The sequence below is a fragment of the Coleofasciculus sp. E2-BRE-01 genome (genome assembly GCF_040221695.1).
Taxonomy (GTDB): Bacteria; Cyanobacteriota; Cyanobacteriia; order Cyanobacteriales; family Coleofasciculaceae; genus Coleofasciculus.
Genome location: NZ_JAVKEA010000189.1, coordinates 30996 through 54106 on the forward strand (window position 1 = coordinate 30996; position 23111 = coordinate 54106).

Annotated in this window: 17 protein-coding genes; 10 read left to right on the forward strand and 7 right to left on the reverse strand. The window is 47.3% G+C overall.

What is annotated here, in order from left to right:
* Nucleotides 1-148: 148 nt before the first annotated feature.
* Both RIG66_RS23250 and smc read right to left on the reverse strand, forming a co-directional pair.
* Entirely contained in the window at nt 149-1156 is a 1008-nt protein-coding gene (locus RIG66_RS23250) for a PRC-barrel domain-containing protein (RefSeq protein ID WP_446381077.1), read from the reverse strand.
* 82 nt (nt 1157-1238) lie between these two features.
* Entirely contained in the window at nt 1239-5117 is a 3879-nt protein-coding gene (smc, locus tag RIG66_RS23255; protein WP_446381078.1) for a chromosome segregation protein SMC, read from the reverse strand.
* Between the two features lie 544 nt (nt 5118-5661).
* Between smc and RIG66_RS23260 the strand changes: the two genes are divergently transcribed.
* From RIG66_RS23260 to RIG66_RS23280, 5 genes are all read left to right on the forward strand, one after another.
* Complete coding sequence (locus RIG66_RS23260; RefSeq protein ID WP_446381079.1) at nt 5662-6834, forward strand: HetZ-related protein 2; 1173 nt, start codon at nt 5662-5664, stop codon at nt 6832-6834.
* A 163-nt stretch (nt 6835-6997) separates the two neighbouring features.
* The gene (locus tag RIG66_RS23265) at nt 6998-8572 is read left to right on the forward strand and encodes a hypothetical protein (RefSeq protein WP_446381080.1); all 1575 of its coding nucleotides are present in this window, start codon (nt 6998-7000) and stop codon (nt 8570-8572) included.
* Nucleotides 8573-8767: 195 nt separating this feature from the next.
* On the forward strand, nt 8768-9391 hold the full coding sequence (locus tag RIG66_RS23270; protein ID WP_446381081.1) for a (2Fe-2S) ferredoxin domain-containing protein: 624 nt from the start codon (nt 8768-8770) through the stop codon (nt 9389-9391).
* A 97-nt stretch (nt 9392-9488) separates the two neighbouring features.
* Nucleotides 9489-10535, forward strand: coding sequence for an S-layer homology domain-containing protein (locus RIG66_RS23275; RefSeq protein ID WP_446381082.1), 1047 nt, complete (start codon nt 9489-9491; stop codon nt 10533-10535).
* 313 nt (nt 10536-10848) lie between these two features.
* Nucleotides 10849-11697 (forward strand): tryptophan 2,3-dioxygenase family protein, encoded by an 849-nt coding sequence (locus RIG66_RS23280; protein WP_446381083.1) that lies wholly within the window; start codon nt 10849-10851, stop codon nt 11695-11697.
* 222 nt (nt 11698-11919) lie between these two features.
* On the opposite strand, the gene RIG66_RS23285 is transcribed toward RIG66_RS23280, so the two are convergent.
* Genes RIG66_RS23285 through RIG66_RS23295 form a run of 3 tightly spaced genes read right to left on the reverse strand, consistent with a single transcriptional unit; the run spans nt 11920 to nt 15701 of the window.
* Nucleotides 11920-13092: an RNA-guided endonuclease InsQ/TnpB family protein gene (locus tag RIG66_RS23285; protein WP_446381084.1), complete on the reverse strand. Its 1173-nt coding sequence runs from the start codon at nt 13090-13092 to the stop codon at nt 11920-11922.
* Entirely contained in the window at nt 13007-13582 is a 576-nt protein-coding gene (locus tag RIG66_RS23290) for an IS607 family transposase (RefSeq protein ID WP_446381085.1), read from the reverse strand. Before RIG66_RS23290 ends, RIG66_RS23285 begins: the two co-directional genes overlap by 86 nt.
* 43 nt (nt 13583-13625) lie before the next feature.
* Nucleotides 13626-15701: a M48 family metalloprotease gene (locus RIG66_RS23295; protein ID WP_446381086.1), complete on the reverse strand. Its 2076-nt coding sequence runs from the start codon at nt 15699-15701 to the stop codon at nt 13626-13628.
* 709 nt (nt 15702-16410) lie between these two features.
* Between RIG66_RS23295 and RIG66_RS23300 the strand changes: the two genes are divergently transcribed.
* The 3 genes from RIG66_RS23300 (at nt 16411) to RIG66_RS23310 (ending at nt 19100) form a co-directional block, all read left to right on the forward strand.
* A complete protein-coding gene (locus RIG66_RS23300) occupies nt 16411-17805 on the forward strand; it encodes a pentapeptide repeat-containing protein (protein ID WP_446381087.1) in 1395 nt (464 codons plus the stop codon).
* Nucleotides 17806-17883: 78 nt separating this feature from the next.
* The gene (locus RIG66_RS23305; protein ID WP_446381088.1) at nt 17884-18297 is read left to right on the forward strand and encodes a hypothetical protein; all 414 of its coding nucleotides are present in this window, start codon (nt 17884-17886) and stop codon (nt 18295-18297) included.
* Between the two features lie 410 nt (nt 18298-18707).
* Nucleotides 18708-19100 carry a hypothetical protein gene (locus RIG66_RS23310; RefSeq protein WP_446381089.1) on the forward strand — a complete coding sequence of 131 codons (393 nt, stop codon included), beginning with the start codon at nt 18708-18710 and terminating at the stop codon, nt 19098-19100.
* 173 nt (nt 19101-19273) lie between these two features.
* Here RIG66_RS23310 and RIG66_RS23315 read toward each other — a convergent pair whose 3' ends face one another.
* Both RIG66_RS23315 and RIG66_RS23320 read right to left on the reverse strand, forming a co-directional pair.
* On the reverse strand, nt 19274-20167 hold the full coding sequence (locus RIG66_RS23315; protein WP_446381090.1) for a hypothetical protein: 894 nt from the start codon (nt 20165-20167) through the stop codon (nt 19274-19276).
* Nucleotides 20168-20576: 409 nt separating this feature from the next.
* Nucleotides 20577-20729, reverse strand: a complete 153-nt coding sequence (locus RIG66_RS23320; RefSeq protein WP_446381091.1) for a hypothetical protein — start codon at nt 20727-20729, stop codon at nt 20577-20579.
* Between RIG66_RS23320 and RIG66_RS23325 the strand changes: the two genes are divergently transcribed.
* Both RIG66_RS23325 and RIG66_RS23330 read left to right on the forward strand, forming a co-directional pair.
* Complete coding sequence (locus tag RIG66_RS23325; protein WP_446381092.1) at nt 20712-22856, forward strand: cellulase family glycosylhydrolase; 2145 nt, start codon at nt 20712-20714, stop codon at nt 22854-22856. The genes RIG66_RS23320 and RIG66_RS23325 overlap by 18 nt on opposite strands.
* 34 nt (nt 22857-22890) lie before the next feature.
* On the forward strand, nt 22891-23046 hold the full coding sequence (locus RIG66_RS23330) for a hypothetical protein (protein WP_446381093.1): 156 nt from the start codon (nt 22891-22893) through the stop codon (nt 23044-23046).
* Nucleotides 23047-23111 lie beyond the last annotated feature (65 nt).

A 23111-nucleotide genomic window follows, 5' to 3' on the forward strand; every position in this document is an offset into this window, starting at 1 on the left:
TTTGGGGGGATCTTCCGCTCTTAAATACATGCTTTTGAGCAGTATTGGAGCAGGTTGAGTTTAGTTATCAGTTTTTTTTGCCAACGTTGAGCGTCAGCGTTCGACTGAGCGCTCACGCCGAAGTCCGAACCGATGAATCGCCGATAAGCTAATAACCTGCCTCCTCTTCATATTCAGGGGTTTTAGTCTTTTCAGGAATATTAACGGGCGGTGCTTGATAGGGTTCGCGCTCTACAGCATCTTCCCAAGCATCACCTTCTACCTCATAATCTGCGTACTCATCTTTATGCGGCGGCTCATAAGGTTCGGGTTCAGTATAAAGGGGTTCTTCATACCGACGCGCTGCTTGAGACGAATCTTCCCATTCATCCCCCCAATTATCTTCTTCCAGTTGGGCTTCGGCATAAATTGGCTCTGCCCGTTGTTGGCGTATCGGCTCACGTATCGGTTCCGGTTCCGGTTCTTGCCAATCCTCATCCCACCGTTCCTCGACTGGCGTAGCCGTCTGGATGGGTTGAGAAATCGGGGTGCGAACGGGTATTCCTGTCCCCAATTGATTTTCTGGTCGGGTGGTGGGGGCGTAGTAGCCTTCCTCTTCTTCTCGTTCCCAAGGAGCATTGCCAATGCCCATCCGCTCTAGAATACCCACGGTGAGCTGAATCAGCCGTTCTTGAGCGCCTTCAAAGACGATGAGGCGGTCTGGACCACTGCTGACAATTTCCTCAATCGGTAATTCATAAGTACTAATCACCTGATCAGGGATTTGGGGTAATCCCAAGGAGGCAATAATCAAAGACGCCACCTTGCCATCTTCTACGCTAAACTTGAATCCTCGAACCCGACCTAAGAGTTCACCGGTTTCGGTAATCACTTCGCTATTGATCAGCGTACTGTAGGCATCAACGTCAACATCCTCAACCACATCCTCATCCTCAACCAGGATGACATCACCCACTTGTTGAATGCTGCTGAGGAGCATATACTGTGGCATTCCAGCCAGCGAGAGCAGGTTGTCTCGTAACCCTAATGCCACAACTTCGCGCCGATCAATATCTACGAGCAGCTCCTTGACGACACCAAGGCGCTTACCGTTATTGCGAGTAATCACCTGAGTATTTAAAAAATCGGAGCGCTGACGAATTAGTTCAGTTGTCATTATGTCTTGCAATCCTGAATCTCGACTCCTGCTGGAATGGTTATCAATAGTATCAAGGCTAATAATCACATATAATCTACATTCAGTCCCGTTTGGCAGACCCTAATTTCAATCCTAAGACTTGAGTATACGCTCCTCTTGCTTGGGTAACACCAATGGTGCGCTCGGCAGATTCAATCATAGGTCGGCGCAAACTAACAACGATAAATTGGGCAAGTTTAGCCTGTTGTTTGATCATTCTAGCTAATCGCTCGACATTTGCCCCATCGAGAAACATGTCAACTTCGTCAAAGGCATAGAATGGTGACGGTCGATACCGTTGTAGGGCGAAAATAAAACTCAGGGCGGTGAGAGATTTTTCGCCTCCGGACATCGACGCCAATCGTTGCACCGGCTTGCCCTTGGGGTGAGCCACCAAGTTCAGTCCGCCGTTAAAGGGATCGTCGGTGTCATCCAGTTGCAGATGCCCGTCGCCCTCGGAGAGTTCAGCAAAAATGGTTTGGAAGTTTTGATTAATCGCGTCAAAGGATTCTTTGAAGGCTCTCAATCGTAGGGTGGTAAAGTTTTCAATTCGCAGCAATAGCTCAGTCCGCTCCGCTTCTAGGGTTGCCAGTTTTTCCGACAGTTCCTGGAGACGGGCTTGGGTGTGATCGTATTCTTCCAAGGCTAACATATTCACGGGTTCCATTGCCTCAAGTCGTTTTTGACCATTGCGGATATCCCGTTGCAGCTTCTCTAATTGAACGGTGATTTGGGAAATGCTGTAGGGGCGGGTTTCACGACTATCGTTTTCTTGACTCCCAGATGGAACTAAACCCGCCTCGCCATCCTGTTGATTACCAGCCTCATCTTCCAGACATTCCGCCGGAACGTCTCTACTAGCTTCTTTATCTCCCTCATCTCCCCTATCTCCCCTATCTCCCCTATCTCCCCTATTTCCCTCATCTCCCCCATCTCCTGTCTTTACCATCAGGGGAACATCTGGCAACGGATCAGGTAATTCAGCCTGTTGAATTTCAAGTTGAGTTTGCAGGGTAGCCAGTTTTTCCTGCCGGGTTACTTGGGTTTCCTGAAGCTTTTGCCGTTGCCAAGATAGCTTTTGCTGGTTTAGGTGCTGGTTTCTGAGGATAGCCTCTACGCGATCGCGTTCTTGTTTGGCTTCCCCTAACCGTTGTTCTAGCTGGGTTAATCGGGCTTGGGTTTGTCCAATTTGCACGTCAATTGCCTCAAGCTGACGATTAATCTCGGTTTGCTGTTCTTGGATTGATTGGTGTTGGGTTTGATATTCGGCAATCCGTTGATAACTCGTCGCCAGTTGCTCATTCGTGCGCTGATGCTGATTCTCTAAGGCTTGCAGTTGTCTTTCCGCCTCTCGCAATGCCTGTTCGCGATCGCCTAACACCGCTTCCTGGGTTTTAATTTGACTCTGAATCTGTTGCCATTCCTGGGGAGTTTGCTCGGCTTCCAGTTGAGCGAGTTGTTGGCGTAAGGCTTGCAGTTGGTATTCTTGGGCGGGAAGAGCCTGATTTAACTGCTGCAACCGTTCCGCCGCCGTCTGAACTTCCTGGGTATTTTTGGCAAGGAGCGATCGCACTTGGGTTTGTTGTTCTGTTAGCGCCTGGATGTCTTTGCGGGATTGTTCTAAGCGTAATTGGGTCTGAGAGCGGGTTTCCCTAGCTTCTGTCAGGGTTTGCGTCAATTGTTTCGCCGTGGCTGATTCCCGTTCCAGCCATTCGTCACAGCGCTTTAACATGGCTTCAATATCTTGGAGACGAGATCTCAACGCCATCATCTCTGCTGATTCACTGGTATCACTAATACCAAAATGTAATCCAGACCGATAACTACTACTTCCTCCCGTCATCGCCCCACTACTTTCTAAAAGTTCTCCGTCTAATGTGACAATTCGGCATTGACCCAAATAGGGACGCGCCGTACTTAGGGTTTCAAAGACCACCGTTGAGCCAAACACATAGGCAAAAATGGTTTGGTATCGAGGTTCACAATCAATTAAATGCACCGCGTAGTCAATAAACCCTTGAGCATGGCGCAGTGCCACAATCGGCGAAAATCGAGGCGGTTTAATTTTATTTAAGGGTAAAAATGTCGCTCTCCCTGCACGTTTTTGTTTGAGCAGTTCGATCCCCACCGCCGCCACGGCGTCATCTTCGACAACGACCTGCCCCAAACGCCCACCTGCGGCGGTTTCCAGGGCAAGCTGGTAGTGGGGTTCGACGCGACCAAGTTGGGCGACTAAGCCATGAACGCCGGGGATATCCGCCTGAAGAACAATTTTAGTGGCATAAGTGCCTTGGGCTTCTTGCTGTGCCTGTGCTTGGGCTTCTAACTTATCCAGTTGACGCTGTTTATCCCGTTGTTCGGACAGGAGGCGGGTTTGGGTTTGCCGTTGAGTTTGTAACTCTTGTTCAGTAGCGGCTAAGGTTTGGGCGAGGGTTTGAATCTGCTGCGAGACGGCGTTTAATTGCCCCTCTAATTCTGCCGCTTGGGTCTGTTTGCTGGCAAGTTCGGGGGCGATGCGTTCTAATAGTTGGGTTTGTTCGTCAATTTGGCGGCTAAGTTGGTTATGCCGTTCTTGGAGTTGGGCTTGTTCAGTGCGCTGGGGATTCAGGGTTTGCAGTAGGGTTTCAATTTGGCGGGTGAGGGTGTTTTGTTGCTGTACCCAGGTTTCTGAAGCTGACGCGATCGCATCGGCTTGTTCTCGGCTAGCGTTCAGGGCGGTTTGAGCCACCTCCCGTTCTTGGCGGCGTGAGGCGATAACTTGAGTGTCGATATGGTGGCGTTCAGCCTGAAGCTGTTGCAGGCGTTGTTCCTGGTGCTGAATCTCTGTCTGGGTGGTTTGTTGGTGCGCCTCTGTATCCGTCAGGTTTTGGATCAGTTCCTGTTGGCGGCGTTGTAACTGGCGGCGTTCGGCGTCTTGGCTGGCTAGGGTAGCGGCTACGGCGACTTGTTCCTCTTCACCCAAGGCTTTGACACGGGTGTTGAGGGTTTCGAGTTGTTCCGTGCCTTGACGAATTTCGGATTCTATGGTATGCAATTGCTGGGTTAACTGTCGTTCATCCTGTTCTCCTTTCTCCATCAGAGAGGTCAGATGCGCCACCTGTAGAGTCAGCGATCGCCATTTGAGGACGAGTTCCCACTGTTGTTTTTCCTGAAGTTCCGCCCGCAGCTTTTTGTATTTCTCTGCTTTAATCCGATCCGCCGCCAAGCGATCGCGTTGCGTGATTAGCTCTTTTTCAATAATCCGACAGCGATCTTCCCGTTCTTTGACTTCATTCAGGGTATCTTTCGTCTGGGTAATTTTGCGGTCAAAGGCGGCGACTCCGGCTAATTCATCAATAATTTCCCGCCGTTCTCGCGAGTTCATGGAGATGATGCTGGTAACATCCCCTTGTAACACCACATTATAACCTTCGGGATAGACTCGCAGGCGGTTAAGCTGTTCGTGCAGTTGAGTCAGCGTGCAGGATTCACCGTTAATATAGTAGGTCGAGGTGTAGGTGTTTTGTTTAGTCACCCGCAGCCGCCTTGTCACACTCCATTCGGTTGATTGGGGAGTTAAGGGTTGGGAGTTGGGATTGTCTTCCTCTGATTCCTCTGATTCTTCTGATTCCTCTTCCTCATCTGCATCTAATTCGGAGTTTTCCGGTATCTCTTCTACCCCTAGAATATCGGGTGCGTCAGATAGGTCAAATGTCACCGTAACCCTGGCTTCAACAGTACTCCGTCGCTCTTTATTATGATTAACCAGATCAGGTAGACGTTCAGCCCGCATTCCCTTGGAACTGGATAGCCCTAGACAAAAGAGGAGAGCATCGAGGATATTGGATTTTCCTGACCCATTAGGTCCCGAAACCACAGTAAATCCGGGCAGCATCGGAATTTGAGTCGTGCCGCCAAAGGATTTAAAATTAGTGAGTTCCAGGCGCTTAACATGCACCATAGGCGTGGGTCAGTTCAGGTTCGCTGTGTGGTACGAGTGTATCAAAATAATAGTGTTGATCAGATTAACAGATATTCTCGTGTTCCAGAGAGCGCGATAGGATAAAACAAGATCAATGGAATGAACAGGGTGATTGTGTCTAAAGGGCTTTAAAGCTGTTGCTTTTGGGTTAATTGTTGTAAGGGTTGTGCCATCTGCTGTTTCCTTGGGTTTGATTGAGTGGCGCGTGAGGGTCACTGATCGATAAATGCTAGCCTGATCTGGAGAGTTTTAACCCATACCTGATCAATACCAACGGTTGCCCCGCATTGAGTTCACACAATGTAATCGTTAAGCCGGGAGAACACATTTTTAGAGGCTTGTGATCCAAAACACGTTCAAGGTAGATCCGAGTCTCATCGAGGGCGTACTCTGGGTCAAATTACGGATGTGACTGTCTTGTAAGCAACACAGGAGGGCGATCACTTCTATTTCAGGATAGAAATGATGAAATTAGAACAGCAGATGCTATCAAAACAGTCAGTGCAACGAAAGGGGAGTTGTTATGCAAGCATTAAAACAGGGGTTAGAGGAGTGCCATCTGATGGAAAGGTTGGCAGATCAACTCGAACAAGAGTGGCAACAGCGTTTAGCAAATGACTATCCAGGCTATTGTCCAACGATCAGAACCAGCATTGTCCACTGGTTACTGGGAGAAAACAGGGAACGGTTAAACCACCTACTCCCCGACAAACTCAAGATTGTCTGCCAAGCGATGGACTATCGCTATCGGATTTTACGTCAGCGCTATTTGGGGGTCACTCCAGAGCAAGCCTATCGCAATTTGACGAGTCGGTTAGCGAGTTTAATGACGTTACGGAATAAAATCCGGACGTGGGTGTCTCTGAGTCGCGATCGCCAACGCGCTGTGGTGGATGTCTTACAAGAAGTGATTCAAGAATTATTAAACAGCGATCGCTATATCCAAGGGCAGATTGGTTGGATTGCTCAATGTAGTGAAGATATTCATTTACGCGACGCCCTCTTACTCACCACCCTTGAAGAATATTGTATGCGTCCGATCCGCAATCAGCCGTTGGTTGTCTATCGATTCGTCAATTTTCTCAAGCGATCGGGACGCGGTGGAATGACGCATCTACCGGGCGGGGAAAATGTGCGATTTGTCTCCGAGTCGATTACCTCCGATGATACTGATGCTCCGGTGAGTTTATTAGATAATCAAGCGATCGCGGATTATCAAGAAACTCAAGGCTGGCAAGAGCAACAAGCGCTGCGTCTATCAGTACGCCAAGAATTTGAAACCTACCTCGACCAAAACGTTGGTGCCCAAGCCGCCCAATGGTTACGCCTGTATCTGCAAGGGAAATCTCAAGAGGAGATCGCTAAGACGTTAGGCTTGCCGATCCAAAAGGTTTATCGCTTGCGAGAAAAAATCAGTTACCATGCCATTCGCGTCTTTTCCCTTAAAGTTAAGCCGGAATTAGTCGCCAGTTGGTTAGAGGTATCCTTAAAAGAGCATAATTTAGGGTTAACCCCCGTACAGTGGCAAGACTATTGGCAAAGTCTCACCGACCAACAGCGCCAGTTGCTTCAACAATTGAGAACTGGTAAAACCCTAGATGTCATTGCCAAGGATCTAAATTGGAAGTATAACCAGGCATTGGGCGAATGGAGTAAGCTCTACTTAGCGGCTCAAGACATCCGTAGTTCTTCCTAGAACGTTAGATCATTTGCAAATTCCGTGTCTTCCCTAACCAAAGTCGTTAAAAATTGAAGTAGGGTTAACAGCTAACCTTTTTGCCAATCCCAAACCGGAAAGTCTATATCATCTGACTCCTGGGGCATCTGAACCGATTGATACTCAGGCTGGAGAAATTATTATGTTACCCTCACCACAGGACCCAGAACGAGCGGACACTCCTGTTCAGTCTAAATCATCCTCTCAAGCGTCAGAACTCTCTGGCGTGGATACTGAGCAAATGTTTCGGCTGATTGATAGTATTCTGCCCTTTGAAGCCTGTCTATTTCATCAATTCTTGCCCCTGTCTCTCGAAGGCAAGTACCTGAAGCTGGGTATAGTGGATACCCACGACTCCACGGCTCTTGATTATGTCCGTCGCATTCTGGCGTTTATGAACTGTTCTCTGAAAGTGGAACAGATTACCGCCAACACTCATACCGCGATGTTGTCTGCCTATTTAAATCAAGGTCATCGCGACACAGCACCGAAAAGGCAACGCTCTGAGCGCCAACAGTCCATTCCTCGGTCGGAACAAGCAACGCTAATTATTGATGATGCCAGTTTAGCTGAAGATGAGGTGAATCAGCCTGAGCCGTCAACCCCTTCTCCTCAAGCGGCGGCACAGAAACACAACTCTACCCCAGTAGCGTCTCAACCGCAACCGAGTGATGCTGCCCATTTAACCGAGGATGAGACAACTGAACCCCAGCCATCAACCTCCTCCGCTAACGCAGCGACAACCGATAATCCTCCGCCGACAGCCTCTCAACCTCCAACCAGCCATGAGGTGAGCCAAACTGAAAATGAGGCGGTGCAGCCAGAGGAATCAAAAGCGGCGGCGAAAACCAATAAGAATTCTCCTGCTAGGGAATCTCAACCGACACTGATTATCGATGATATCCGTCAACTCCAGGAAGAATTAAACCAATCCTCTGATGTATCTAACCACGAGGATAGCCAGCCATCGGCGGCAATGCCTCAACCGACGTCACAATCGTCTAATCACTCCCCAGCCCAACCACCGCATCCTTCTGGCAATACGGTATCGGCTCAGACGGCGCTGACGCCAGTTTTCCAAAGGTCACTCCCGACTAAGGCTCTTCTACCCTTGGATGTAAACCCTCTCTATTTATCTCGTCCGATCGCGTTTTTGGCAACCTTAGCCCCCCATCAAATTGTGGAAGAGTTGTTAGGGCGGCTGTTGCAGGGGGGAATTGGTCGGCTGTATTTCCAGCGACAATCTGAGCGGGGTCGGGTTGTTTTGCGCCAGGATAGCTCTTCCCAGTCTGTCTTGGATAAATTAAGCATATCCGTTTTTGAAGATATCATTATTGAGCTTAAGCGCTTAGTTAACCTGCCGTTGCAGCCCATTACCCAACCCAAACAGATCGAAAGTGAGCGACTCTATCAGCAAGAATCCCTCCTATTGTGTTTGCGGCTAGTACCCGGTACTCATGGGGAAGAGGCAACGCTACAACTCTTGCGAGGAGCGCCTTTAAACTTCTATCAACAACAAAAGGTGGAACGATTGGGTCAGGAGGCGATTAAACTTGCCGGACAACTCCAGCATAAGCTAAATGAAATCCGCGATCGCTCTTATCGCTATTCCATTCCTCCGGTGGATACACTACCAACCCTGAACCAACTCTTACACCATCTCGACACACAACTAGAAACCCTGATGCACAATCCCCTGGATCAGCAGGACAACTGAAATCCACCCCCATCTCCCTCTGCTTCCAGACGTAGCATGCTACGTCTCTACAGCTACCTGCTCCCAGACGCGCCATGGCACGTCTCTACATGGCTCCCACTCATTTGTAACGACATATAAAGAACTCTTACGAAAAATAGATGACATGTTTTATCAATTAGCGTTACGGTTAGGGGGAGACATTAGAGTACTTTCATGGGTAAATCATATAAAAAGACACAAGTCAGCTCCTTCAAGCTAGAGGGACAGTTTGTCAAATTTCTGGGTAAAGCGGGCAAAAAACCCAAGCTGCTGTGGGTAAATACAGAAGCAGGTGAACGATATATCAAGCTGGCTAAACCCTTACGGGAATCTCTACCTGAAATCCTCAAACCCGGAGATCCGATAGAAGTCTGTGGCAAACAGAAGTACAAACCCAAACGTGGGGAATTGAAACTCAAAGCCGAGGGGGTGACATTGAAAACCCCGTCAGCATCCCAGCAATATGAGAAACTTTTGCAACCGTCTCCCAAGAAAACCCAAGCCAGCGTTATGGTGTGTAAAAAGTCCTCCTGTCGCAAGCGTGGTGCGGCAAAAGTCCATCAAGCGATGAATAACACCTTGCGCGATCGCAACCTTGATGACCAAGTAGCGATTAAAGACACAGGCTGTATGAAACAGTGTAAAAAAGGTCCATGTATGGTAGTGATGCCAGACAAAGCCCGGTACAATAAGGTGGCTCCCGAAGACGTACCGACGCTAGTGGATAAGCACTTTGGCAGTAAACTAAAGCCAGAGGCAAATGTATCCCAACGCTCTACTGTCAGATGTGGAGGCTAATACTGGGGGATTGGGGGGTCAAGAATTCAGACAACCGAAAAAATTCTTTGATTCCCCTTGCTTTCTTAGTGTTGTTGCGAGTTAAACAAGGTGCATAATGAGAAATCTACCGCCACCCGATTCGGACTCCTCTCCACTAGGTTTGGAGGAATGGATTGGTATAATTATCGCCGTTATCACTATCGGTGCGATTTTGATTGGAGTATTGGGTCAACGGCAAAAGGGATTGAACCTACAGCAGTGGATTGGCTCACTCACCTCTGAACCAACAACGGAAGCACCAGAAGAGCCAAAAGTAACGTCTCCGATAGCGGAGGAGATTCCCTCTCGCGAAACCCTCAGCAGCGCTCCTTTGGCAACAGACTCCGCTTCACCTTCTCCAGCCGTAGCTGCTGCACCCGAATCCATTGATGAAGACGAGGCGTTTCCGGAAATAGCTAGAGCTGTTCCTCTTGCTCCGATTGTCTCAGCTCCCACGACAGAAACAGAAACACCCACAGAAACTTCGGAAGCAACACCGACACCAACCCCAACGGAAACGCCTGATGCAGCCGTGAAGTTTGCCGATGTTCCAGAGGACTATTGGGCAAGTCCTTATATTACCGCTCTGGTGCAGCGGGATGTTATGAGCGGCTTTCCAGAAGATAATACGTTTAAACCGAATAGTTCGATCACTCGGGCAGAATTTGCGGCGTTGTTAAGAAACGCTTTTGAGCAACAACCCACCTTAGAGACACCCAACTTTAAGGACGTATCTTCAGAATTTTGGGCATGGTCTGCGATTCAGGAAACCAGCAAAACTAATTTTTTGCGTGGCTATCCTAATAATACCTTTCAACCCAAGCAACCGATTCCTAAGGTACAAGTTTTAGTGGCACTAGCGAGTGGATTGGGGTTAGAAGCCAATCAATCTCCTCAGGAGGTGTTACAAACCTATCAGGATTCCGCTCAGATTCCAGAGTATGCGCGTGAAAAAGTCAGTGCGGCAACAAAAGCGGGTATTGTGGTGAATTATCCGAATACTGAGTCTCTGAATCCGACTCAAGATGCAACTCGCGCTGAGGTAGCGGCGATGGTTTATCAGGCGTTAGTCGAAGCTGGGAAAGCAGATGCTGTAACGTCTGAGTATGTGGTTAATCCTTGATTGAGAATGTTAGATAGGTAGGACTTACGCAACTCTATCTGTAGGGTGCGTTAGCGTAGCGTAACGCACCATTGCCACCTGGACGACTGGACTGACACAGCTAAAATTGTGGGATAGATTTGGCGGTGAAATCGGGCGCACGCCATGCGCCCCTACAATGCTAATCCACCAATTAAGGTGTGCCACGACACTACTGGACTGACACAGCTAAAATTGTGGATTAGATTTTATCATTGAATCAGGAAAAATGTACCATGGCGTCCCCTGCTTCCTCTGCTCCCTCTGCTCCCCCAGCCTCTCTTACCCGAACACTATGCCCCAATCCGACCATACCCAACCCTTATCTCCCCTTGATCCTAGTCTAGAAATTACTCAAAATCACTATTGGACGTATCATAATCTAGAGGCATTACTCAGTTGCAAGCGTCCACTCACCGCGTCCCAAGACGAAGACTTATTTATTGCCGTCCATCAAATTTGCGAACTCGCGTTCCATCAAATGATTCTGGATATGGAGCGCGTTTTAACCGCTTTAGGGCAAGCAATTGCCGATAATACTGATCCGATTATCGGAGATACTAGCGAAGCCTGTTACTTTTTTCCCCGGATTCTGCGCCTTTATGAAGTCATATTGACAACCATGCCCATTCTTAAAACAATGCGGGCATTTGCCGAATTTCGCACGACTATTGGTCCAACCAGTGGATTTCAGTCGTTCCAGTTTCGCCACTTAGAAATTATGAGCGGGGTGCGAAACTATTGGCAAGGAGGAACTAAAGACACCCAGGGCAATCCTCACATTGCTGAAACTGAATTTGACCGCCGCTATGGGAGTGATATTGCCCAATGGTTTGAGCGCTATCATAATCATAATCTCGCCTATTATTACGACACCCTACTGCAACGAAGTCCTGGAAACACGACAGCGGAACAAATTTCCTATCTCTTTGACCACCCTCATGCCAGTCCAGTTTTAAAGAATATGCGGACTTACGATCATTTGCAAATCCGCTTTCATCAATTCCATCTATCACTGGCGGTACAACAACTTAAAATCGTAGGTGTAGAGGTCGGAACTGGGGGGACATCATTCCGGGATTATTTGGCAAAATACCATAAACAGCAAGCGCCACTTTTTCCCGGATTAACTCAATTTGAGTAAGCTTTTGTCTTCACTATTGCCTATGAAACACCGAGCGTGTTACCGAGCGTGTTACTGAGCGAAGCCGAAGTAAGTCGAGGTAAGCGTTCGACTGAACTTCGACAGGCTCAGGGGTCCGCGCTCACGCCGAAGTCCGAGGTGTTGCCTATTGCCTGGCGCGTAGCGCTATATTACTCCCTTTTGCTAGAATACTATTCTTCTAAGGTGTCCGATATAATTTTGCTAACATTTGCTAACAATGCACTCTAAAAGACAAGCTCTTAGATAGGGGATATCTCCCAAAGCCCGTAGGAAAATCCCACGAGCGCCATTGATGTCCCTGTCCATCCGAAATCCATCACCACCAATAATGACTTTTTTTCCACCGAGATTGGAAATGATTTCACCTGTCCAACTTACGGTTTTACTGGTGTAGGCTTCATTACAATCAAGTACGACTTTGCCAGTCTCAAACGCTTTGTGCTTCAAAAACATCTCAAAGCGGTAATGCGCCCAGGACAGCATTTGCCTAACTGACTTAGATCTGAGTTTTCTTGTGGACTTAACCACCATTTGAGACACGTCAAACGTCGGAAGCAAAATGACATCAAAGTTATCGACTAAGAATCGAGCAACCTTGTGATGCATCTCATCAATTAAATGGCGAATCCTCAACCTCAATCGGTCAGCCGCCTTTTTTAATCTCCGACGTTGTTTGGCTTTAGCTTTAGTTATACGGGAAATTAAATCATCAAGGTAATAACAGAGTCGTTGGATGCGTCCAATATCTCCTGTCCCTATCCAACCAAAGCTATCTTCGGTAAACAGAGTAAGGATTGACCGAACACCGGGATCTAGTGCCACGACCCGTCCTTGATTCTCGGACTTAATTCGTGGCGCGTCATGGGGAACGCAGATGTAGTGTTGACCGTGATGGAACACCAATCGACAATCCCCAATATTATCGGGCAACTGTTCTGTGTAGCGTATCTTGCCCAGTATTGTGTGGTATATTCCCATGTCAGTTACGGCTGATTTAGGAATATAACAAGACTGAATTCTGTCTTTACGGGAACGAAACTTGACTTTTTGGATTTGTTCCGTTTTTTTGTATTTCTTCTTGGCTTCTCTTACGGCTGCACAAGCGTCCTTAATAGCTATTGACTTAATTTGATAAGGGATGCTTGAACACCACTCTGGCAAGGAGTTCAACAATTCTCCCTTGATGGCTCTCCAGTTAGCCTTGGTATCGGGTTCCTGCAAATATTCAACAGTTCTGTTAAAAACAAACCTTGATACTCCCATCCATCTTTTGACCAGGTTTCTCTGCTCAGGATTTAGGTAGATTCGGATCTTCTTTGATTTTCTTACCGTACTTTCTCCAGTCCTGCATTCGACTAGAGTTGACGTGGACAATGGAGAGTAAATCCTGGGTAAGCTCTGATTGCGGACAGTATACAGTCTGGTCGAGAACCACGATGCTTCCACCGTTTTGCTCGACCAGATACTGTATAAGCTCGAATCCAAATCGGCACAATCGGTCTTTACAGGCAACAACAATTGTGAGCTTATCCCCTCTAAGAAGTCTGTCCAGTAGGGAACGCAATCCTTTTCTTTTGAAGTTGAGTCCTGAGCCGATGTCTTTGACGATTTCGGCTTGTGGGTAGAGAGATTGCATATAGGCGACTTGTCGGGCCAGATCGTCTCGTTGTTTGCTACTGGAGACTCGACAATAACAAATAGTGGCATTTCCAGCACTTGCTCCCAGATAGGCTTCTACATCAAAAAGCCTTTGTCCGGCTGGATTGCGTATAGAGGGAATGATGCCATTATCTGCGTACTTCCTTAGCGTATTTTTATGTAATCCAAGTCGCTTAACGGCTTCTCTTAAAGGAATGTAGCCCATGTGAGTAAATGTAAGCTAATATGAGCATATAGTATCATACTAGCTATCTGTTATCAACCTCCTTCTGTTCACACTCCTCATCATCATTTTCTTCACATTCCTGTTGCGCTTCGTATTCCTTGAGCAATTGCGCCACTCGCTCTTGAATTTCCAAATGTCGGGCGACGCCTTCGTAGGTATAACGGTTGTAGCCATTTCGCTCAATTAGGGTTTCAATATTGCTAATTCGTTCCTCTGTATTGGGGTGAGTAGATAGCCATGCAAATAAGGGGCGATCGCGGTCTTCTTCATTTAAGGTAATCATGAGATTATGCAGTCCATCTGCTGCATAGCCGCCAGCGACTAAAATCTTTGTTCCTAACGCATCAGCCTGACGTTCCATGTCCCGGCTATAGTCGAGAACAATTAAATTTGTAGCGGTGCGACCAAAGGGAATATATTGGGTAACATTGGCAATCAAATTCCCCTCTGTCACCAACTGAAAACCATGGGATAATACCGCATGAGCCAGTTCATGAGCCAATAAACCCGCTAACTCCGCCTCAGAATCCGTTTTCAGAATCGCGCCAGCATTGACAAATATCTTCCCACCTGGTAATGCAAAGGCATTCAGTTGGTCATCCATGACCACATAGAACTGATACTCAAACTCATCCCGCCCCGCTACGATCGCGAGTTTGTTGCCAATTTCTCGGACATACTCTAGCACCTGTTCATCTTCAACCATGGGGAGTTGCTTTTGTACCCTTCCGGCGAAGCTTTCACCCACAGCGGATTCACCGCGCAGCATTAACGTGGTGGTTTCAATTGCCGAAATCGGACCAAAGAGATTTCCGGTAAAAATATAACCCAACGCCCCCGTAATCACATTGGCGATCGCGTTTCCTCTCAGTTCACCCCGCAAGCGCGATCGATAGCGTTCCAAATTCTCCTCCGCCAACACCTCAAATTCCGCCGCTTGGGGATGATTGAAGTTGAGCATGGCAAACTGACGGGCGGCTAGAGAAGCTTCTAACCAGCGTTTGGTGTCGGCGAGGGCGGTAACTTTGGCTTTAATTAAATCCGGCTGATTGGGATATAAGGTTGTCGCCCGTTCCAATACCTGAATCGCTTCCTCCTGGCGATCGTACTCCTGGAGGGTTTGAGCATAGCGTAGATGACCGGGAATAAATTCCGGTTGCTGTTCGACTAAAAACTGGAGGGGGACAAGAATCTTGGTTTCTAGTTCCTGTTCTAACCCTTCCTCAGACTGACGCCAATACACCGCACCCGCAGGTGAGAGTTCACTCGGCTCATAGATGGCGACGGGTTTTTCTAGGGCTGCTGCTGTATCAAAAGAGGCTTTGGCTTCCCGATAAAGCTGTTGGGCGGCGGTAAATTGACCGCTCATATAAAGGCGATCGGCTTCAATCAGCTTTTGCTGACGTTCCCGTTCTTCGGGCGTCAGTTCGGGGATTTCGGCGGTAGTTTCGCTGTCGTCTTCTGGGGTTTCTGTCGTCTCGACTTCGGTCGAGTCTTCGGCGGTGGTTTCGCTGTCGTCTTCTACGTCTGCTGAGTCGTCGCTGGCGGTTTCTGGGGTTTCTATTGTCTCGACTTCGGTCGAGTCTTCGGCGGTAGTTTCGCTGTCGTTTTCTGCATCCGCTGAGTCATCACTGACGGTTTCTGGGATTTCTATTGTCTCGACTTCGGTCGAGTCTTCAACTGTGGATGGGGGAGATTGAGTTGTGAACTCTGGTGGTGTTTCCTCAGAGGGGGTTGAGGGAATTGAAGTGGGTACAGCCTCTGGAATGACGATAGTTTCTGGCGTTTCCGAGGAATCCTCAGCGACGATAACTGAAGTGGAAGCGGCTGAGGGAGTCTCTGGAATGGCGATCGCTTTCGCCCTGTTTGTGGGTGATTGGTGTTCAACCGCGATTTGTTCAGGTAATCCGATCTGCATCGGGTGATGGAGGGAATCGGGCGTCTGAACAGTTGGCTCAATTGGGGAATCCGAAACGGTAAGATTTTGAGTAGAACGAATGGATTCAGGGGTTTTCGCAGACTCGGCTAAAACGATAGAGGTTGAAGTTGGCAGTAAGATGCCTAAGGAGAGTAAAAGGGAATTCCAGAGCAGTTTCATTAGCCGATCTCCAGGGATTGCTCAGTAGGGTGTGAGGGTTGCCATAAGGTAGTAGCACGAGTTGGCTCTACCTAGTTAATTAGGGTAGCTTAGTTCTGACTGAATGCGGGTCAATGCTTTAGATGACTCTCACGACGAGGCTGGGTTCCACTGAGGTTTGAAGTGTAACGAAGAAGCGCGATCGCGGTTTGTCTGCTCTGGGGTGAGTCAATCTCGGTCATTGGTTGTTCTATTTCCAGTAATCCAGCGACTCGCCCCTACATTCCATTCAATATTTTTTGTATTTGTAACTCCCCAATCAAGGATTACCGATAATTAGCGCTAAAGTCTTGGCGCAATAGGAGCATCCGTCAACTGAAGTCTTTGACACAATCAGTGCCTGTAACTTTAAACGATCTTGCTCATCTATAGCAATCGCCATAGCGGTTAGGACGCATCTTATGGTAAAGACGTTCCGGCGGAACGTCTGGAACAACAGTTCGGCAAGTCCTAATCGATGTGTCTACTACTATAACTCGTCAAAAAACTCTATCGAAATAATAATTAAAAGAGGTTATTTGTGATGATTATCTTGCCAGATTATGAAAATCTAGGCTATCCTTGCAAATAGAACAAGCTGAACCGAACCTTGCACTTGAAAGTAGACATGGATATTTTGCCTTTTCCTTTAGTAAGTCTGAAGGATAAAAATGAATGGGAAACAAATCCATTGACAGCGATTTTAAGACGAGCAAAATTCTTTATTGCCATTTTCAGTGCAGATAAACCGAGATTGATTTACCTCATTCAGGCTTTTCTCAGAAGAGCAAATCTAAGTAATGCCGATCTAAGGAGCGCAAATTTCAGTAAAGTCAGTCTCTTTGAAGCCCAACTCATTAAAACAAATCTCAGTCAAGCGCATTTCAATGGAGCTACGTTCAGGAGAGCCGATCTAACTCAAGCCAATCTAAGTCAGGCTCATCTCAAAGCTACGGATTTTTATGACACCAGACTCATAGAAGCAAACTTAAGTAAAGCTGATCTAACTAACGCGAATTTGACTAAAGCTCAATTGAATCTAAGTAACTTTAATCAAGCTAATCTCCGTCATGCAAAACTCATTGACGCCAAACTTGTAGGAGCGGATTTTAGTCAAGCTTGCTTAGTAAACGTCAATTTTGGTTTGGCGGTTCTGATTGGTGCAAACTTGAGTCGTGCGAATCTCAGTGGCGCTAGTTTTTTTAGAGCTAACCTCAGCGAAGCTAACCTCAAGGGCGCTAATTTGCAAGGAGTAGATTTCAGAGGCGCTGAACTCAGTGGTGCTAATCTTAGTGGTGCCAATCTCAGTGACGCTAACCTGTCTAAAGCCGATCTCAGTGGCGCGAATCTCAGTGGTGCTAATCTCAGTGACGCCAAATTAATTAGAACTCAAGCCTTAGCTGCTAACTTTGAAGAAGCAACGCTAACCGGAGCATGTATTGAAGATTGGAATATTAATGGAAAAACAAACTTAAACTGCACGAATTGCCTTTATATCTATCTACATGAATATCAACAAGATCGCCGTCCCCATGTCGGTAACTTTGCACCAAGAGAATTTACTCAACTCTTCCAGAAAGCTCTAGAAACCGTTGATCTGATTTTCCGTGATGGTGTTAACTGGAAAGCTTTTGCTTATTCCTTTGCCAATACTCAGATAGTTCATGAAGATGTTCCATTAGGTATCCAAAGTATTGAAAACAAAGGAGATGGAACGGTTTTAATAAAGGTTAGTGTTACGGCTAATACTGATAAAGGTAAGATTGACGATGACTTCTGGAGTAACTATAAGTTTGTACAGGAAGCGCTAGAAAAACAATATCAAGCTAGAATAGCGGACAAAAATGAACACATTAATCAACTTTTTGATTTCGTGAATTACTTACAAGAACAACTCGGCACTATTCCCAAACTAATGGCAGAAGCTTACACAACTAAATACGATGTTAACATCCATGGTTCTGTTGCAAGTCTTGGTCATGAATGCACACAGGGGAATGTAGCGACAGAGAACCAAGGTTGTCAAATAAACAGGCAAGATAATTATATCCGAGAGTCCCAATCACGTCTAACCGAAGCCGCCTAGTTTTTTATTACCGATAGAAAAGCCATAGCCAAAGACAGAGTTTGAATTGACCATCAACGAAAACAACTTATCCTGATCATGACAGAACCTCAACAAATCAACATCAATGGAAATGTAACCAACGCCTTTCATAAAGGATCAGTAGGTAATTTAGCGGGCAACAATTCAGGGAGACAACAAAGCATAATCAATTACAACTACGCTCCCAAAGACAAACAAACCCTAGCTGACGCCGCACAGAAAATTCAAGCCCTACTTGAACAGCTTGACAAGTCTTATGACATAAACACCAAAACAGGGAAGGAGAAATTAACAGATGAAGCCATGCAACGCATTAAAAACAATCCCACACTAGCCAATCGAATTCTCAGCGCCTTAGGCACAGGCAGTGTTAAAGCCTTTGAACAGTTCCTCAACCATCCTGCTGCCAGCTTTGTTGTCGGAGCATTAGAGGATTGGGAAAAAACGAAGAGACATCCAATAACACAGTAGTTGGTGTTTCGCTTGTGTCTTGGGAGTGAAGCTCATACTGTCCCATATAACGGGAATGATGCGTTACGCTGCGCTAACACACGATGGCGGATTGACACAGCTAAAATTGTGGAATAGATTTGACCATTGAATCGGGCGCAAGTCTTTGCGCCCCTACAGTTTCCGGGCGTAATTCTAATTCATCAAATAAGGTGTGCCACGCCACTACAGATAGAGACTGTACGTAAGTCCTAAGTAGAGACGTTGCCGATAACGTCTTTACTCATGGAATTTACTGAATTTTATTTTTTGGCGAATTATCCTGTCCGCAATTATACGCTATTTTGGGTAGATAGGCTCGACAATCTTTAAGAAAATTTGATTAAATAGGACAAAAATCATCCACATCCAGATAATCAATGGGCAATCTTATGCAATCACAGGCAGCTTCCTCCCCCAATAGTCGCCCTTGGTATGAAAAAGAGGACGGTACTTGTACTATTTTAGAACCAACCCTCGTTGACATTGGAGCCAATCAACCGCCTCACCTGATGTTCCCAGTCCACTGGGCTAAATCCCTGGAAATTTTGCCCAAAGCGAAACAGATAGCAGACGAACACCAAGCCATGTTAGTTTTACTGCTCCACGGAGAGGCATCAAACAGTGAAATTATGTCGCTAGTCTTACAATTAGCCGAGACTCAAGTTCTACCGTTATGGATTGGCGAGCAAAATCGCCGGAAAGTGGGTCAAATTATTTCCATGTTGTCCAACCAGCTTCAAGGAAATCCTAACCGGGCAGAGGGGAATGCCAGTCCGTCTTAAACGGTTCGGCATTTAAACCTTAATGTCAATAATGGCGAGCATTTTGCTCGCTACTAATACCCAATTTAAATGCATGACGGCTTAACCGAAAGTAGCTCGCTTGCCAAGATGTTGAAGTCTTGGCGATTAACTCAAATAAGCGATAAAATCGGTGTCAAGACATTGGCGACTCCCTAGGAAATCTTTTCCACCGACCAATTTTTAATCACGCGCAGTTGGGTTGGGTGTGCTGTTCCTGAAGCATTGGGTACATCCTGCTGGGCTTGTATTGCCTTGTTGAGAAATTCCATTTGCTCTTTAATCTGTTGGAATTGACTTTGCAGTTTTTCCAAGTCTGAGGGAGTCAGTGCAGGGGTCACATTCTGCGGTTGGCTTGGGGCTTTTTTGGACGCATAAGCCATGTAAGTTTGGGCAGAAGCAAACTTGGCGGCGGCGGATTGCACGGTGGCTGGAGTAGAACTCTCAGAGGGCGTCGTCGCCAGTGAAGTATTAATTACAAAGGGAGGAGACGACGGTGCAGGTGCTGGTTTTACCTCTGGCTGGGGAGTTGGTGCAGGTTCCGGTTGAGTCACTTGGGGTAGTGACAATGCAGGTTCCGGTTGACTCTGTTCAGGTGCTGGTTCTGATGCGGATTGAGCTGGCTGCTCCTCTGGAGACGGCTGGACTCCGGTTTGGAGTTCTTCATCCAAAAAGGAGGTTAAGCCAGAGGCGGTTAGTCGAGATTCTTCGGCTTTGAGAGACTCTAATAATTCATCTCGTTCTTTCAAGTTTTGCTCCAAACTGGAGAGTTGTGCTTCCGTCTCCGCAGATTTACGGGCAGACTGACGCCAACCAGTTATGGCGATACTAGAGGCTCCTGCTGTCAAGCCGAGTACAGCCGCTAAACCTAGGTAAGGCATAGCCACATTAGGATCTCGAAGTTCCCCATGAAATATAGGTTCGTCTTGGAGTTGAATGGTGACTGGCTGATCCCCAAAGATAGCCAGAGGTAATGTCAAGACACCAAAGACGGCGGTCGAGATAACGGCGGGTGTAATTAAGAATCGTTGTAGTGGAGAGCCCGTCATAATTTGTAGTTCCTAGTGACAATTTCCAGTTTTCCAGTGTTCGTCGTACTGCTAATTACTATTAAACGTTGGCGAGAGAAATTCCAATTGGCAGGAGGACTTTCAGGGGGACTGTTTTAAGGTTAATCTTTGTGACAAAAAATGTCCATATAGGTTTATAAAGTTACGATTAAGAATCAGAGGCTAATTGCGTATTTTTACGTAAACTTTATAAACCTATAATCTCTTTACAATTAAAGCTCAAAGAGAGAAAATATTACAAGAGACGAGGGAACATCAGATAGAGACTTCGGGTCAAACTCGACAGGGTGAGGAACAGTCTTGACCCAAACAAAACAAGCTCTCTCCGGTGCTGACAATTTTGGGCTCATTTCTTAACTCTAAGCCAGTTGGCTATACCCCCTAGACTTTATCTAGAATACTGAGTAGACAGGAGAGCGATCGCTTGGAGGAGTCGATTGGGATAAACGTCTGTCACAACTCCCAGGAATTGCCAAGCCAGTTTGAAATCGTCACAGTTTCTGATTCGGATATCCACAGCACTATGTTTAACGTTTTCCAAGACCTGCTCTTACCCATTAGCCACATCCCATCCCTATTGCTACGCCGGATGAAGAAGCCCTTGACCCAAGCCCAACAGCGGGCAGAAGGTAGATGGCATAAGGGATTTATCCCGATGCCAAAGGCATCAGCTTGGGCGCGATCGCCAGGAAGCAAGGATTTGTCGCCCCCCCTGCAAAACAATACCCAGGAACGAAGGCGAAAAGTCCGGGGCTTACGCCGAGGGATTTGTTTCCTTTTAGCCTTCCTTTTATCACTGGTGATGGGCGTCGATTGGGCAACAGATTTACCCGTGGCGGCGACGAACAATCCCATCATTACCGTTACCTTTCCCCTTTCGACCGAGGGAGCAAACATCGTGGATGCGACAGGTAAACCTGTCATTCTGCGAGGCGTAAACTGGTTTGGTATTGAAACCGAAATGCACGCCCCTCACGGGTTATGGAAACGGGATTATAAGGAGATGTTGGCTCAGATTAAAGCATTAGGATACAACATGATCCGACTTCCTTATGCCGTAAAATCCCTGAGATCTCCAGAGGTGACGGGTATTGACTACAGCATTGGTGCAAATGCTGAACTAGAAGGGAAATCGCCCCTACAGGTGATGGATATGATTATCCAAGAAGCCGATCGCCAAGGGTTAATGATTCTGTTGGACTCTCACCGACTCAACGATGAACGGATTCCCGAATTGTGGTATGGTGATGGCTTCACTGAAGCCGATTGGATTGACACCTGGAACGTGTTAGCCAGACGCTACAAAAATCAATTAAACGTGATTGGGGCTGACCTGAAAAACGAACCCCATGGGCGTGCCAGTTGGGGAACTGGGGATTTGGAAACCGATTGGCGACTGGCGGCGGAACGGGCTGGGAATGCGATTCTGGAGATTAACCCGGATTGGTTAATCGTGGTTGAAGGGGTAGAAAATAACGTTCCTGGTCAACAACTGGATATTCATTGGATGGGCGCGAATCTAGAGGGTGTGGAACGCTTCCCGGTGCGATTGTCCCGTCCTAATAAAGTTGTCTATTCCCCCCATGAATATGGTCCGGGCGTCTTTGATCAACCCTGGTTTTCTGAACCGAGTTTTCCCAAAAATCTCACCCGGCGCTGGGAAATCGGCTGGAATTATATTGCCAGAAAAGGAATCGCCCCCGTCTTTATCGGGGAGTTTGGCGGACGACAAGTTGATCCCCAATCCAAGGAAGGCGTTTGGCAACAGAAACTGGTTAATTTTGTCCAGAAAGAGGATTTGGGTTTTGCCTACTGGAGTTGGAATCCCAATAGTGATGATACCGGAGGACTGCTCAAAGATGACTGGCTGACGGTGCAGGAACCGAAGCAAGATTTACTGCAAGGAGTCCTAATTGCCACTCGGTTTGCCCACAAACCCGCCATGGCATTCATTCCTGATATTAAACCTAGTCCATCCCTAGGGATGAATCCCACCCTCAAACCCCGTCCCCGTCAACCGGAATTAAAAGTCACCTCAACGATGCGATCGGATTGGCAAGATGGGTTTTGTATGAGTATCGAGGTGATCAATCCCACGGATCAGGCGGTGAGGGATTGGCAAGTGCAGTTCCAGATGAATCAGGCAACAATTAGTCAGACCTGGAATGGGAACTTTAAAGCCCAGGGTTCAGAGTATGTCGGGAAACCCGTGGACTGGGGACGTGCGATCGCACCAGGAAAAAGCCGTGAGTTAGGATTTTGCGCCAATAAGCAGGGTTCGGATTACCAACTGCGAGAACTGTCAGCCGTGGCGATTAGGAGTGACGCTGAGTTTCCTCCCTCAGTCAGGATTCCCACCACTCCACCGCAATTGAAAGTCATGTCTAATCTACAATCGGATTGGCAAGAGGGATTTTGTATGAGTTTAGCCGTCATTAATCCCACGGATAACAAAGTGCGCGATTGGCAAGTGCAATTTGAGATGAATCAAGCGGCGATTAATCAGAGTTGGAATGGGAATTTTCAACAGAAAGGATCACAATATATTGTCACACCGATGGATTGGGGACGGGTTATTGAACCGGGACAAAAGCATGATTTGGGATTTTGTGCGAATAAGCAAGGTTCCGACTACCAGCCTCAGCAACTGATGGCGTCGAGTCGATAATCAGATATCAAGCCCTGAGGGGGTGACAAGGGACTTGAAGGTACTACTGGGTGTCGGGTGTCGGGTGTCGGGTGTCGGGTGTCGGGATAAATTGGCGCTTCGACTCCGCTCAGCGCCAACACCGAGCGGAGTCGAGGTGTTGAACTTTACTCAGGGAGTCACCAAAAACTCTATTGTTTATTCATTTTGACCCTGAAGTCCTTCCGGTTGACGGCGTTGGCTCGCCTGGAGAGCGCTCGCTCCTTACCCTAGTTC

Coding starts and splice junctions, on each gene's coding strand:
- RIG66_RS23325 (WP_446381092.1), top strand. CDS start 20,712: ATGTTTAACGTTTTCCAAGACCTGCTCTTACCCATTAGCCACATCCCA.
- RIG66_RS23280 (WP_446381083.1), top strand. CDS start 10,849: ATGCCCCAATCCGACCATACCCAACCCTTATCTCCCCTTGATCCTAGT.
- RIG66_RS23250 (WP_446381077.1), bottom strand. CDS start 1,156: ATGACAACTGAACTAATTCGTCAGCGCTCCGATTTTTTAAATACTCAG.
- RIG66_RS23265 (WP_446381080.1), top strand. CDS start 6,998: ATGTTACCCTCACCACAGGACCCAGAACGAGCGGACACTCCTGTTCAG.
- smc (WP_446381078.1), bottom strand. CDS start 5,117: ATGGTGCATGTTAAGCGCCTGGAACTCACTAATTTTAAATCCTTTGGC.
- RIG66_RS23295 (WP_446381086.1), bottom strand. CDS start 15,701: ATGAAACTGCTCTGGAATTCCCTTTTACTCTCCTTAGGCATCTTACTG.
- RIG66_RS23305 (WP_446381088.1), top strand. CDS start 17,884: ATGACAGAACCTCAACAAATCAACATCAATGGAAATGTAACCAACGCC.
- RIG66_RS23290 (WP_446381085.1), bottom strand. CDS start 13,582: ATGGGCTACATTCCTTTAAGAGAAGCCGTTAAGCGACTTGGATTACAT.
- RIG66_RS23275 (WP_446381082.1), top strand. CDS start 9,489: ATGAGAAATCTACCGCCACCCGATTCGGACTCCTCTCCACTAGGTTTG.
- RIG66_RS23315 (WP_446381090.1), bottom strand. CDS start 20,167: ATGACGGGCTCTCCACTACAACGATTCTTAATTACACCCGCCGTTATC.
- RIG66_RS23270 (WP_446381081.1), top strand. CDS start 8,768: ATGGGTAAATCATATAAAAAGACACAAGTCAGCTCCTTCAAGCTAGAG.
- RIG66_RS23260 (WP_446381079.1), top strand. CDS start 5,662: ATGCAAGCATTAAAACAGGGGTTAGAGGAGTGCCATCTGATGGAAAGG.
- RIG66_RS23310 (WP_446381089.1), top strand. CDS start 18,708: ATGCAATCACAGGCAGCTTCCTCCCCCAATAGTCGCCCTTGGTATGAA.